The sequence below is a fragment of the Streptomyces sp. NPDC026394 genome (assembly GCF_055567735.1).
Genome location: NZ_JBVHPX010000001.1, coordinates 384,023 through 397,685 on the forward strand (window position 1 = coordinate 384,023; position 13,663 = coordinate 397,685).

Below are 13,663 nucleotides of genomic sequence, written 5' to 3' on the forward strand. Positions count from 1 at the left end.
CGTCCACCCGGACCAGAGGAGAACAGCGTGGCGACAGTCCCCGTCACCGGTACGGCCCCGGCCGCACCGGCCGAGCCGTCCGGCCCGTCGGCCGAGCCACTGCCGGACTTCGGCGGTGTCGATGTGGCCGCGGTGGCCGCAGGGACGGACCACCGGGTGCTGGGGGAGGTGACGGCCCTCCTGCTGCGCACCTGGGTCCCCGCCGAGCGGGCGGTGGCGTACTACGACGACGGCCCGGGGGACCCCGAAGACGACCGCTGAGAGGCGTGCGCCGACCGGGCCTGAGCAGCGGTATCCGGACAACCAGGCCGCGTATCCGGCCAGTTGTCGATGCCCTGTGCATGTCTCCCGGCGGCCGAGCCATGTATGGCGACAGCGGGCCGGCTCCGGGGTGCCCGGATGTCGGACGCGGGCAGGGGGGCGGCGTCGTGGTGTGCCAGAGCCTTGAGCGGGCCGCGATCCCCTTCCGGCAGTTCGTCCTCAAGACGCACAGCCGCTGCAACCTCGCCTGCACCTACTGCTACATCTACACGAGCCCGGACCGCAGCTGGCGCGAGCGCCCGCCGCACGCCCCGCCCGGCACCGTACGCCAGACCGCCCGGCGCATAGCGGAACACGTGCGCGCCCACGGCCTGGACGAGATACGCATCGACCTGCACGGCGGCGAGCCCCTGCTCACCGGCCCGGGGCCGCTCCTCGACCAGGCGGCCGCGCTGCGCGCCGAGCTTCCCGCCGGCTGCCGCGCGCACCTGGGCGTACAGACCAACGGCACCCTCCTCACCCCGGCGGCCCTCGACACCCTGGCCGGCGCGGGCTTCCGTGTCGGCCTCAGCCTGGACGGCGGTACCCCCGGCCTCAACCGCCGCCGCGTCGACCACGCGGGCCGCCCCTCCTGGCCCGCGGCGTCCCGCGCCGCCCGGTTGCTGGCCGGCCGCCCCGGCGTCTTCGCCGGCATCCTGTGCACCGTCGACCTCACCTCCGACCCCGCCCGGGTCTACGGCACGCTGCGCGCACTCGGCCCGCCGATGCTCGACTTCCTCCTCCCGCACGCCAACTGGACCAGCCGCCCGCCGCTGCCGCCCGGCCCGGCGGGCCCCACCCCGTACGGCGACTGGCTGTGCACCGTCTTCGACCTGTGGTGGGCCGAGCGGGAGCCGGCGCCCCGCGTCCGCCTCTTCACCGAGATCATCGGACTGCTGCTGGGCCGCCCCAGCACCAGCGAGGCGGTCGGCCTGTCACCCGTCGTCGCGCTCATCGTCGACACCGACGGCGCCATCGAGCAGGTCGACTCCCTCAAATCGGCGTACGAGGGCGCCGCCGCCACCGGCCTGGACGTCTTCCGCAACAGCTTCGACGAGGCGCTCCGCCACCCCGGGATGACCGCCCGGCGGCTGGGTGCGGACGGCCTGTGCGACCGGTGCCGCGGCTGCGCGCTGATGGCGGTCTGCGGCGGCGGCAACTACGCCCACCGCTACCGGGCCGGCGGCAGCGGCTTCCGTAACCCGTCCGTGTACTGCGCCGACCTGGAACGGGTGATCCGGCACATCGCCGCCCGGCTGGACGCCGAGGTCCGTGCGGGCCGACCGGCCCCACCGGTCCCCGCGCCGACCGCCGTGTCCGTCAACTGGCGTACGGCGAACAAGACCTGACGTGGCGTCGCCGTGCGGGGCGATACTTGGGCTATCGTGCCGAACAGCCAGCTCGCGCCCGCGCGAACCACCGCATACCGAGGAGACGGTCGCATGGTCGATCAGTCCGGTAACACCGGCTCCGCAGAGCACATCACCATCAGCTATGCGGGCTTCAACCGGCCGTGGGCGGCGTGGATTTCGCACCAGCTGGAACAGCTCGGCCACGGCACCACCATGCTGCGCTGGGACCCCCCGGCCGACAGCCCCCTCACCGAGGAGCTGGCCGGTCTGCTCGCGGCCGAGGGCCGCCTGCTGATGGTGCTGGACGACTGGTACTTCAAACTCGGCCCCAAGACGCACGACGAGTGGACGACCGCCCTCCAGGAGGTCGTACCGGACCACGCCGACCGGTTCGCCGCCGTCAGCGTCGCCACCCAGCGGCTGCCCGCCACCGCCTCCGTGCTGCGCCCCGCCGACCTGCGCGACCTGGACGCCGTCGAGGCCAACCGCCGCGTCCTGAACCGCCTCGGCGTCCCGGCCGGCGCCCGCCGCCCCGCCGAGCCCGCCGCCAACGCGCCGCGCTTCCCCAACGACCCGCCCGAGATCTGGAACATCCCCCGCCGCAACAACCGCTTCACCGGCCGCGACACCGCGCTGGAGGAGCTGCACGGCAAGCTGGCGGGCCCGGTGCCCGGCAGCGGCCAGCCGCTGGAGACCCGGATCGCCCTGTACGGCATCTCCGGCGTCGGCAAGAGCCAGATCGCCGCCGAGTACGCCCACCGCTTCGGCAACGACTACGACGTCGTGTGGTGGATCAGCGCCACCAACCGGGGCGCGGCCCGCGAACAGCTCGCCGAGCTGGCCACCCGTCTCGGGCTGCCGGTCGGCCAGGAACTGGGCGACCGCATCCGCGCCGTCCACGAGGCGCTGCGGGTCGGCCGCCCGTACCGCCGCTGGCTGCTGATCTTCGACAGCGCCGACGACATGGAGCAGATCGAGGACCTGGTGCCGGACGGCCGCGGCCACGTCCTGATCACCACCCTCACCCGCGACTGGTCCGGCTCCGGCAGCGCCCAGGAGATCGAGGTGCTGCCCTTCGCCCGGATCGAGTCCGTCGCCTACGCACGGCGGCGCGCGCCCCGGCTGACCACCATGGAAGCCGACCTGCTCGCCGACGCCGTGCAGGACCTGCCGCTGCTGCTCGCCCAGACCGCCGCCTGGCTGGACGCCAACCCGATGGCGCCCAAGGAGTACATCGAGCTGATCCGCCGCGGCGAGCCGAGCCTGGTCGGCATCCGCATCTCCACCGACTACCCGATGGCCTTCCAGACCAGTTGGGCCATAACGCTGAACACGCTGCGCGAACGCAGCCCCGCCGCCGTCGAACTGCTCAAACTGTTCGCGTTCTTCGCACCGGACGCGATCCCGGTGCCGATGCTCGCCCGCGCCCGCCGCGGCGACCTGCCCGAATACCTCGCCGACCTCGCCGCCGAGCCCATCGCCTGGAACACCGCCCTGCGCCGGCTCACCGAGTCCACCGCCGTACGCCTGGACTACCAGGTCGCGCAGACCACCACGGACCCCGCCGTGGAGATCGCGCAGATGCACCGGCTCTACCACCGCTTCCTGCGCAGCGACATGGCGGAGGACGAGCGGGACGCGATGTCCGCCACGGCCTGCCGGGTGCTGGCCACCGCCGACCCGCAGAGCCCCTCCGACACCCGGACCTGGGAGCAGTACGCCGCCCTCATCCCGCACCTGGAGCCGGCCGGTGTCCTGGACAGCCCGGAGACCGCCGTCCAGGAACTGCTGCTGAACTGTGTCGAGTACCTGCGGGTCCGCGGCGAGTACCGCATCGGCCTGCGGCTGTGCGAACAGTTCCTCTCCCGCTGGCGCAACCGCATCGCCCCCACCCAGCGCACCATGCTCGTCGTCACCCACCAGCACGCCAACATGCTGCGCAGGCTGGGCCGCTACCGCGAGGCCGAAGCGGTCGGCAGCGCCATCGTCGAGGAACTGGCCGCCGAACGGGAGCCGGGCGACGGCGCGCTGCTGCGCGCCCAGGACGGCCTCGCCGGCACCCTGATGGCGCTGGGGTCCTACGGGCAGGCGCTGGAGATGTTCGAGGCGGTCGTCCGGGGCCGTACGGAACTCCTCGGGCCCGAGGCGCCGCTCACCCTCTCCTCACGCAGCAACCTCGCCTCGGCGCTCAGTGCCCTGGGCCGCTACCAGGACGCCCTCGAACTCTTCGGCGAAGTGCTGCTCGTCTGGGAACGCGAACTGCGCGCCCGCCACCACCTCACCCTCGGCGCCGCCTACTCCTACGCCCGGATGCTGCGCCTGCTCGGCCGCTACACCGACGCACTGTCCCGCCAGGAGCTGAACGTACGGCTCTACCGGCAGATCATGGGCAAGCACACCCCGCTGACCCTGCGCGCCGAGCACAACCTCGCGCTGTGCCTGCGCCGCTCCGGCGCCGTCACCCAGGCCGACGCCCTGATGGGCGACGTCGTCGAGCGCTCCCGCCGGGTGCACGGCCCCCGGCACCCGGAGACGCTCATGATGCAGGCCAACTACGCCACGTTCCTGCGCGAGCACGGCGACCTCGGCAAGGCCAGGGAACTGGGCGAGGAGGCCGCCGAGCGGTACCGCACCCTGGTCGGCGAGGCCCATCCGTTCGCGGTCGGCACGCTCGGCAACACCGGACTGGTGTGCTGGGAGTTCGGCGAGCGGGACAACGCGCTGGCCATCGCTGAGGAGGCGCTCCGGGGCATGACCCGGGCGGTGGGCGCCGACCACCCCTGGACGCTGGGCTGCGCCCTGAACGCCGCCGGCGCCCGCAACCGCGTCGACGACGAGGAGAGCGCCGCACAGCTCAGCCGGGAGACCCTGGAGCGCGCCAAGCGGGTGCTCGGCGACACCCACCCGCTGACGCTCTCCGCCAAGACGGCGCTCGCCGACGACCTGCGGGCGCTGCGGCGCGGCCAGGAAGCCTCCAAGCTGGAGCAGCAGGCCGTACAGCAGCTCAGGGAGACGCTGGGGGCCGAACACCCGCACACCCTCTCCGCCCGCCGCAGGCGCCGCCCGTACTGGGACTTCGAACCCCAGCCGGTCTGATCCCGCCGCACGGAACGGCCCGGGGCCCCGCAGCGAACGTCGGTCGTTCGCGGCGGGGCCCCGGGCCGTCACACCCGTGCGTACGGGTTACGCGTCGAACGCCTCGGCGATCAGCGCGGCCTGCTCGGCCTGGTGGCGCTTGGCGGAACCCACGGCCGGCGACGAGGAGTGCGGCCGCGAGATGCGGCGCAGCCGCTCACCGTGCGGCACGTCGGCGCCGACGGACAGGTCGAGGTGGTCGATCAGGTTCAGACCCAGGAACGGCCACGCACCCTGGTTCGCCGGCTCCTCCTGCACCCACAGGTACTTGCCCGCGTTCGGGTACTTGGCGATCTCCGCCTGGAGCTCCTTGCCGGGCAGCGGGTACAGCCGCTCGATACGGACCAGCGCCGTGTCGAACGCGCCGCGCTTGACCCGCTCCGCCTCCAGGTCGTAGTAGACCTTGCCGGAGCAGAAGACGACCTTGGTGACGTCCGCGGCCTTCGCCGCGTCGTCCGAGATCACCGGACGGAAGCCGCCCGTGGTGAACTCCGCCGTCTTCGACGCCGCGGCCTTCAGACGCAGCATCGACTTCGGGGTGAAGACGACCAGCGGCTTGTGGTGCGGGTTGTGCACCTGCCAGCGCAGCAGGTGGAAGTAGTTCGACGGGAGCGTCGGCATGGCGACGGTCATGTTGTTCTGCGCGCACAGCTGGAGGAAGCGCTCGATACGGGCCGAGGAGTGGTCCGGGCCCTGGCCCTCGTAGCCGTGCGGCAGCAGCAGCGTGACGCCGGAGGTCTGGCCCCACTTCTGCTCCGCCGAGGAGATGAACTCGTCGACGATGGTCTGCGCGCCGTTGACGAAGTCACCGAACTGCGCCTCCCACATGACCAGCGCCTCGGGACGGGCGAGCGAGTAGCCGTACTCGAAGCCCATCGCCGCGTACTCGCTCAGCAGCGAGTCGTAGACGTTGAAGCGCGCCTGGTCCTCGGACAGGTAGAGCAGCGGGGTGTAGTCCTCGCCGGTCTCCCGGTCCACCAGCACCGCGTGGCGCTGGCCGAAGGTGCCGCGGCGGGAGTCCTGGCCCGAGAGGCGGACCGGGGTGCCCTCCATCAGCAGGGAGCCGAAGGCGAGGGTCTCGCCCGTACCCCAGTCGATGGTGTCGTCCTCCACCTGGGCCGCGCGGCGCTGCAACTGCGGCAGCAGGCGCGGGTGGACGGTGACCCGCTCGGGGATGTTGACCTGGGACTCGGCGATCCGCTTGACGACCTCCTGGGAGATCGCGGTGTCCACGGCGACCGGGAACTCGGCCTGCGGCTCCGGCACCTCGGGGGCGGCCGGGGCGGTGGTGGCCTCGCGGACCTCCGTGAAGACCTTCTCCAATTGGCCCTGGAAGTCCTGGAGGGCCTGCTCGGCCTCCTCCAGCGTGATGTCGCCGCGGCCGATCAGCGACTCGGTGTAGAGCTTGCGCACCGAGCGCTTCTTGTCGATCAGGTCGTACATCAGCGGCTGCGTGAAGCCCGGGTTGTCGGTCTCGTTGTGACCGCGGCGCCGGTAGCAGATCATGTCGATGACGACGTCCTTGTTGAACGCCTGGCGGAACTCGAAGGCGAGCCGCGCGACCCGCACCACGGCCTCCGGGTCGTCACCGTTCACGTGGAAGATCGGCGCCTCGATCATGCGGGCCACGTCCGTGGCGTACATGGAGGAGCGGGCCGACTCCGGCGCGGCGGTGAAGCCGACCTGGTTGTTGATGACGATGTGCACCGTGCCGCCGGTGCGGTAGCCGCGCAGCTGCGACATGTTCAGCGTCTCGGCGACCACACCCTGGCCCGCGAAGGCCGCGTCGCCGTGGAGCTGGACCGGCAGAACGGTGAAGTCCGTGCCGCCCTTGCCGATGATGTCCTGCTTGGCGCGGGCGATGCCCTCGACGATCGGGTCGACCGCTTCGAGGTGCGAGGGGTTGGCGGCCAGCGAGACCTTGATCTGCTCGCCGTCCAGGCCGGTGAAGGTGCCCTCGGCGCCCAGGTGGTACTTCACGTCGCCGGAGCCGTGCATCGACTTCGGGTCGAGGTTGCCCTCGAACTCGCGGAAGATCTGCGCGTACGACTTGCCGACGATGTTGGCGAGCACGTTCAGACGGCCGCGGTGGGCCATGCCGATGACGACCTCGTCCAGGCGCGACTCGGCGGCCGAGTCGATGACCGCGTCCAGCAGCGGGATGACGGACTCGCCGCCCTCCAGGGAGAACCGCTTCTGGCCGACGTACTTCGTCTGGAGGAACGTCTCGAACGCCTCGGCGGAGTTCAGCCGGCGCAGGATGCGCAGCTGCTCCTCGCGCTCCGGCTTGGAGTGCCCGCGCTCGACCCGGTCCTGGATCCACTTGCGCTGCTTGGGGTCCTGGATGTGCATGAACTCGATGCCGGTGGTGCGGCAGTACGAGTCGCGCAGCACGCCCAGGATGTCGCGCAGCTTCATCATGGTCTTGCCGGCGAAGCCGCCGACGGCGAACTCGCGCTCCAGGTCCCACAGCGTCAGCCCGTGCTCGATGATGTCGAGGTCGGGGTGCTTGCGCTGCTCGTACTCCAGCGGGTCGGTGTCGGCCATGACGTGGCCGCGCACCCGGTAGGCGTGGATCAGGTCGAAGACCCGGGCCGCCTTGGTGACGTCGTCGTCGTGGCTGACGTCGATGTCGCGCAGCCAGCGCACCGGCTCGTAGGGGATGCGCAGCGACTTGAAGATGTCGTCGAAGAAGTCGTTCTCGCCGAGCAGAAGCTGGTTCATGATGCGCAGGAACTCGCCGGAGGCGGCGCCCTGGATCACGCGGTGGTCGTACGTGCTGGTCAGCGTCATGACCTTGGCGATGCCCAGCTTGTTCAGGGTGTCCTGCGAGGTGCCCTGGAACTCGGCCGGGTAGTCCATCGCGCCGACGCCGATGATGAGGCCCTGGCCGGGCATCAGGCGGGGCACGGAGTGGACGGTGCCGATGCCGCCCGGGTTGGTCAGCGACGCGGTGACTCCGGTGAAGTCGTCCATCGTCAGCTTGTTGTTGCGGGCACGGCGGACGATGTCCTCGTACGCCTGCCAGAACTCGAAGAAGCTGAGCGTCTCCGCCTTCTTGATGGCGGCGACGACGAGCTGGCGGTCACCGTTGGGCTTCACCAGGTCGATGGCCAGGCCCAGGTTGACGTGCTCGGGCTTGACCAGGGTCGGCTTGCCGTCCTTCTCCTGGAAGGAGTAGTTCATCGACGGCATGGCCTTGAGGGCCTGCACCATCGCGTACCCGATGAGGTGGGTGAAGGAGACCTTCCCGCCACGGGCGCGCTTGAGGTGGTTGTTGATGACGATGCGGTTGTCGAACAGCAGCTTCACCGGGACGGCGCGCACGGACGTGGCCGTGGGCAGCTCCAGAGAGGCGTTCATGTTCTTCGCCACGGCGGCGGAGGGGCCACGGAGGGTGACCAGTTCCGGGCCTGCGGGCGCCTCGTCGGGCTTCACATCGTCCTTCTTGGCAGCGGGCTTGGCGGTGGGCTGAGCGGGCTTCGCGGGTTCGGCCTTCGCCGGGGCGGCCTTGGCGGGCGCCGGGGCGCTCGCGGCAGGCCGGGCCGGAGCGGCGGGCTGCGCGGCGGCGGGCTGTGGCGCGGCGGGGGCCGCCGGCGTGCTCGGCGTCGCGGGGGCGGCCTGGGCCGTTCCGGCGGCGGGAGTGGCGGGGCTGCCGTCACTCGCCGGGGCCGACGCGGCGGCGCCCGCTCCCGGCTTGTAGTCGGCGAAGAAGTCCCACCAGGCTCGGTCTACCGAGTTCGGGTCCTGGAGGTACTGCTGGTAGATCTCGTCGACGAGCCACTCGTTCGGACCGAACGCGGCAGCAGGGTTCTTACCCTGCCCCTCTTGGTCAGTCGAAGTGCTCGAACTGTTGGGGGACTGTGGCGACACGGCGGCAACCGCCCTCTTCCGCTTCCTAAGGTGGTGGACAGCGGGAATAAAGGCTACGCCTCTCGGGACCTTTGGTGCAGTCCGGGGCCGTCAGTCGTCGTGCACGTCACATTCGGCAAGGGGTTTCGAGGCATGACTCGACGGGAAACACACCAGGTTTGCCTGCGTTCGGGTACGCGGCATCGCCGCCGCACCCACGGAGTGTGTGCTTCCACCACCGACCCTACGACACCCGGCGTCAACCTCGAACGGAGTCGCTTCCCGGAAGGGTGACGCGGATACGGCAGCCGCGCGGCGATTCGGCCACCCGGATCCGTCCCCCGTGCAGATCCACCGCCCAGCGCGCGATCGCCAGGCCCAGCCCCGTACCGCCGTCGCTGCCCGGACCCGACGCCGCCGGGTCGCCCCGGTTGAACCGTTCGAAGACGTGGTGCCGCTCGGATTCCGGGATGCCCGGGCCCTCGTCCTGCACCTCCAGCTCCAGGCCCCCGGGCGTCTCGCCGCCCCGTGCCAGCACCGTGACCCGGCCGTGCCGCGGGCTGTGCTTGATGGCGTTGTCGATCAGGTTCGCCACGACCTGGTGGAGCCGCTCGGCGTCCGCGTACGCGGCCAGTTCCGGCGGCGAGACGTCCAGGTGCAGATGGACGTCCGTACGGGTGTGGGTGCCGGAGCCGGCGAGCCCCCGGAGCGTGGAGGCGCCGCGGCTCATGTTGGCCTCCTTGAGCACCCCCGACAGGTACGGCCACACCTCGAAGCGGCGGGCGTGCAGCGGCACCACGCCGTTGTCCAGCCGCGACAGGTCCAGCAGGTGCTCCACCAGCCGCCCCAGCCGCTCCGTCTGCTTCAGGGCCGTCCGCATCGTTTCCGGATCGGGCTCGCAGACCCCGTCCACCACGTTCTCCAGGACGGCGCGCAGGGCCGCTATCGGGGTGCGCAGCTCGTGCGAGACGTTGGCGACCAGCTCCTTGCGGTGGGTGTCCACCGCCTCCAGATCGGCGGCCATCCGGTTGAACGCGTCGGCCAGGTCGCCGAACTCGTCGCGCCGCCCGCCGCGCACCCGCCGGGTGTAGTCGCCGTCCGCCATCGCCCGGGTCACGTCCGTCATGTCGTCCAGCGGCGCCGTCAGACCCTGCGCGACGAACTGGGTGACCAGCAGCGAGGCGATGATCGAGAAGACCGTGATGACCCGCAGCTCGGTGTCGGAGTGGATGGCGACGAACACCAGCAGCGTGGTGATGATCACCGAGACGATGACCAGCGCGCCGAGCGCCGCCTTGACCGAGCGGTACGGGTCCAGCGGGCGCAGCCCCTCCCAGACCCGCCGCCAGAACGGGACCCAGACCCGCTCCCGCAGGGCGGCCGGACCGTCCCGCAGACTCTCCCTGGCCCGGTCGCGGGCCTGGCGTCCGGCCCGCTCCTTCTCGGCGGCCGGCCGGCGGCGGGTGGGGGCCGTCATACCGGCGGGGTCTCCAGCGCGTACCCGACACCGTGCACCGTACGGATGCGCTCCGCACCGATCTTGCGGCGCAGCGCCTTGATGTGGCTGTCGACCGTACGGGTGCCGGAGGCGTCCGCCCAGTCCCACACCTCGGCCAGCAACTGCTCACGGGAGAGCACCGCGCGCGGCGTGTTGGCCAGACACACCAGCAGGTCGAACTCGGTCGGTGTCAGGTGCACGTCGGTGCCGCGCACCCGCACCCGGCGCTGCGCGTGGTCGATCTCCAGCTCGCCCAGGCGCAGGATGCCGCTGCGCGGGGTGTGCGCGGCCAGCGCCGCCCGCTCCACGCGGCGCAGCAGCACATGCACCCGGGCCGCCAGCTCCCGCATGGAGAACGGTTTGGTCATGTAGTCGTCCGCGCCGACCCCGAGACCGACCAGCATGTCCGTCTCGTCGTCCCGCGCGGTGAGCATCATGACGGGCACCGGGCGCCGCGCCTGCACCCGGCGGCACACCTCCAGCCCGTCGAAGCCCGGCAGCATCACGTCCAGGACCAACAGGTCCGGCTGCCACGCCTCGGCGGTGTCCACCGCGGCCGGGCCGTCGGTGGCCGTCTGCACCTGGAAGCCCTCGGCGCGCAGCCGGGCCGCGATGGCGTCGACGATCGTCGGGTCGTCCTCCACGACGAGGATCCGGCGCTGGGCGCCGGGCGTGGCCGCGGCGGTGCCGCCCTGGGTGGTCTGCGTCTGATCCATCGCCCGCCCCTGCGTGTCCCCGTGCTGCATGGTCGCGTACTGCTGGGCAGCAGCGTAAGGGCAGGGTATGACCATCGGCTACGCGCCCTTGCGCGCGAGGTGCACCACGTCGGGGACGCCTCGGACAACGGGGATCTCTTCGGTACGTACGCCGGTGAACCCGGCATTTCGCAGCGCTTCTTCGAACGCGGACGACGGCTGCGCCGACCACACCGCGAGCACGCCGCCGGGCGTCAGGCGCGCCCGGCAGGCCGCCAGACCGGCGGGGGAGTAGAGGCCGCCGTTGTCCTCCGTGACGGTCCACTCCGGCCCGTTGTCGATGTCCAGGCACAGCGCGTCGAACGTGCGCGGCCCGGCGCCCTCGCGCACGTACGCGACCAGGTCGGCGGCGACGATCTCGGTACGGGGATCGGCGAGCGCCGCCCCGGACACCGCCGACAGCGGCCCGGCACGGTGCCAGTCGATGACCGCGGCCTCCCGCTCCACCACCGTGATCTGGCCCCATCGGGCCTCCTCCGCCGCCCTGACCAGGGAGAACCCGACCCCGAGCCCGCCGATCAGCACACGGTGCGGTGCCTCCGTGCCCCCCAGCTCCGCCAGTGCCGCGTCCACCAGCAGCCGCTCGGACCGCCCGTCCGAGGTGTCCATCAGAAAACACCCGTTGGCGATGATCTCGAAGTGCTCGCCCCGCTGCCGCAGCACCACCTCCCCGTACGGGCCCTCTCGGCGGTCGAGGACCCGCGGTCCACCGCCGGGCGCGGGCGGGCCGGACACGTGCACGGGGTGGTCGGGCATGGCGTGCGCGGGATGAGACATGGCGGCCATCCTGGCCAACCGGGGCGGGACGGGTCCAACCGGTTTACGGACCGGACCGGACCGGGCCGCGCCGCCCGTGACGCAGGTCACGGGCACAGCTCGCTCATGGGTTGAACGTGCAGGCTGTCCCGTACGTAGATCCTCAGTGGCGGACGCCCCGACGGCGCCGACAGCCACGGACGGAAGGGGCCAGCCACCAGTGAGCCGGGTGAACACGGCAGCAGCCTCCGCAAAGACGCCACCCGACGAGGGAGCCCCCACTGCCCGAACGGCCCCTTTCGCGGGAGGCGGGGCCGATGAGGCGGCGCCGCTGGAAGGGGTGCCGCTGGAGGGGGTGCCCAGGCAGGGGGCGAGGGCCGGGGCGGGCGGTGGCGTCGGCGCCGGGGCTGCGGCGGTCGCCCGTCCCGCGCCGGTCTCCGGTGGGGTGCCGTCCGCCGATTCCGTACCGGCTTCCGGGGGTGTGCCACCCGCCGGTTCCGCGCCGGCGACGGGGCCCGTTCCGGTGTCGCGGCCGACGTGGCCCGGCCGGAGCCCGAGCCGGTGGCCCAAGCCCTGGCGCCTGCTCCCCGGCCCCCTCGCCACCCCCTTCACCTTCGGCTACACCCTCCTCCTCGTCGCGACCTCGCTCTTCGCCGAGCACGCCGACCCGGAACTGGTCCACAGCCTGCTCCAGGCCTCCAGTACGGACGTCGAGCACCTGGCGCAGGCGCCCCTGCTGGTGCTCGTCGCCAGCGCCCTGTGGATCGCCGGCGGTCCGACCTCCGCGTACGCCGTCGCCTTCCTGGTCGTCCTGACGGCCCTGGAGCGCCGGGCCGGCGCCCTGCGGACGGCCGCGGTCTTCTTCGGCGGCCACGTGGTCGCGACGCTCGCCACCGAACTCCCGGTCGGTGCCGCGGTCGCCCTCGGCCACCTCCCCGTCGACTCGCTGCAACGCCTCGACTACGGCATCAGCTTCGGCGTGATGGCCTGTACCGGCGCGCTGGCGGGCCTGCTGCCCGGCTGGGTCCGGTGGCCGCTCCTGGCAGGCGTGACCTGGTTCGCCGTCAGCAATCTGCTGCTCTCCGGCGACCCCGTCAGCGACTCGGGCCACTTCCTCGCCCTCGTCCTCGGAACCCTCACCCGGCCCCTCCTGCGACGCTCCCGCGGGCCTCGCCCGGCGGCGATTGTCAGTGGGCGTTGCTAGCTTCCTGAGCACGCTTCTCCACGGCTTCACGGGGAGGTGGAGCGAGGGTTGCACCCGGCCGCGGAGGCCGGGGCCCCGCTCCGTCAGGAAGAGGCACCCATCATGCGCATGATCTTCGTGAACCTGCCGGTCAAGGACATCGCCGTGTCCCGCGAGTTCTTCACCCGCCTCGGCTTCGCCTTCAACCCCGACTTCTCCGACGAGCACACCCTGTGCATGGTCGTCGAGGAGAACATCTGCGTCATGCTCCTCCAGGAGGACCGCTTCCGGGACTTCATCAACGGCGACATCAGCGACGCCGCGAAGACGAAGGAAGTCCTCACGTGTCTGTCCTGCGACAGCCGGGAAGAGGCCGACGCCACCCTGGCCAAGGCGTTGGCCGCCGGCGCGAGTGCGTGGAAGCCGGTGATGGAAGCGGGGCCCATGTACGGCGTCAGCTTCCAGGACCCTGACGGGCACGTCTGGGAGTTCATGCACATGGCTCAGGGCTGAGCGCGCGCGGGCGCGCTTCGCGCGAGGTTTTGTGCTGACGCACGGCTCGCATTGGTTGCCATCTCTCCCCCGGCCGGAGGCTGGGGGAGAGTGACCCCGGAGTGGCCCCGAGCCCCCACCCTCCGGCCCCATCGCGCACGACGCGCACCCCACCAGCCCCCACCAAAGGGCCCGGCAGCGCCACCCCAAGCCCGTCCGGCGATTGAGGACAACAGGAACCCCAGCCACAACGCCGCGAGAGTGATCGCTCACAGCGAACAGGGACCAGGGAACATCCGCGCACCCCCAAGCATTGAGTGGGTATTGCTCAACTTGCCTG

The 13,663-nt window shown here is 71.8% G+C and carries 9 protein-coding genes; 5 read left to right on the top strand and 4 right to left on the bottom strand.

Annotated features, from left to right (window positions below; all coding sequences use genetic code 11):
* Positions 1-27 precede the first annotated feature (27 nt).
* The 3 genes from ACZ4QV_RS01780 (at position 28) to fxsT (ending at position 4,748) form a co-directional block, all read left to right on the top strand.
* Positions 28-261: a YxD-tail cyclophane-containing RiPP peptide gene (locus ACZ4QV_RS01780; protein ID WP_361146632.1), complete on the top strand. Its 234-nt coding sequence runs from the start codon at positions 28-30 to the stop codon at positions 259-261.
* Between the two features lie 101 nt (positions 262-362).
* Entirely contained in the window at positions 363-1,649 is a 1,287-nt protein-coding gene (locus ACZ4QV_RS01785) for an FxsB family cyclophane-forming radical SAM/SPASM peptide maturase (RefSeq protein ID WP_467762476.1), read from the top strand.
* 93 nt (positions 1,650-1,742) lie between these two features.
* A complete protein-coding gene (gene fxsT / locus ACZ4QV_RS01790) occupies positions 1,743-4,748 on the top strand; it encodes an FxSxx-COOH system tetratricopeptide repeat protein (protein WP_361591701.1) in 3,006 nt (1,001 codons plus the stop codon).
* 87 nt (positions 4,749-4,835) lie between these two features.
* Here the strand turns inward: fxsT and ACZ4QV_RS01795 are convergent, their stop codons facing one another.
* From ACZ4QV_RS01795 to ACZ4QV_RS01810, 4 genes are all read right to left on the bottom strand, one after another.
* Positions 4,836-8,660: a multifunctional oxoglutarate decarboxylase/oxoglutarate dehydrogenase thiamine pyrophosphate-binding subunit/dihydrolipoyllysine-residue succinyltransferase subunit gene (locus tag ACZ4QV_RS01795; protein ID WP_467762477.1), complete on the bottom strand. Its 3,825-nt coding sequence runs from the start codon at positions 8,658-8,660 to the stop codon at positions 4,836-4,838.
* Positions 8,661-8,898: 238 nt separating this feature from the next.
* Positions 8,899-10,116, bottom strand: a complete 1,218-nt coding sequence (locus ACZ4QV_RS01800; protein ID WP_361146620.1) for a sensor histidine kinase — start codon at positions 10,114-10,116, stop codon at positions 8,899-8,901.
* The gene (locus ACZ4QV_RS01805) at positions 10,113-10,853 is read right to left on the bottom strand and encodes a response regulator transcription factor (RefSeq protein ID WP_031001263.1); all 741 of its coding nucleotides are present in this window, start codon (positions 10,851-10,853) and stop codon (positions 10,113-10,115) included. Before ACZ4QV_RS01805 ends, ACZ4QV_RS01800 begins: the two co-directional genes overlap by 4 nt.
* A 78-nt stretch (positions 10,854-10,931) precedes the next feature.
* Entirely contained in the window at positions 10,932-11,669 is a 738-nt protein-coding gene (locus tag ACZ4QV_RS01810; protein WP_467762478.1) for a spermidine synthase family protein, read from the bottom strand.
* Positions 11,670-12,171: 502 nt separating this feature from the next.
* On the opposite strand from ACZ4QV_RS01810, the gene ACZ4QV_RS01815 reads away from it, so the two are divergent.
* Together ACZ4QV_RS01815 and ACZ4QV_RS01820 are read left to right on the top strand one after the other, a co-directional pair.
* On the top strand, positions 12,172-12,852 hold the full coding sequence (locus tag ACZ4QV_RS01815; RefSeq protein ID WP_467762479.1) for a rhomboid-like protein: 681 nt from the start codon (positions 12,172-12,174) through the stop codon (positions 12,850-12,852).
* A 102-nt stretch (positions 12,853-12,954) separates the two neighbouring features.
* Positions 12,955-13,344, top strand: coding sequence for a VOC family protein (locus ACZ4QV_RS01820; protein WP_361146618.1), 390 nt, complete (start codon positions 12,955-12,957; stop codon positions 13,342-13,344).
* The last annotated feature ends 319 nt before the right edge of the window (positions 13,345-13,663 follow it).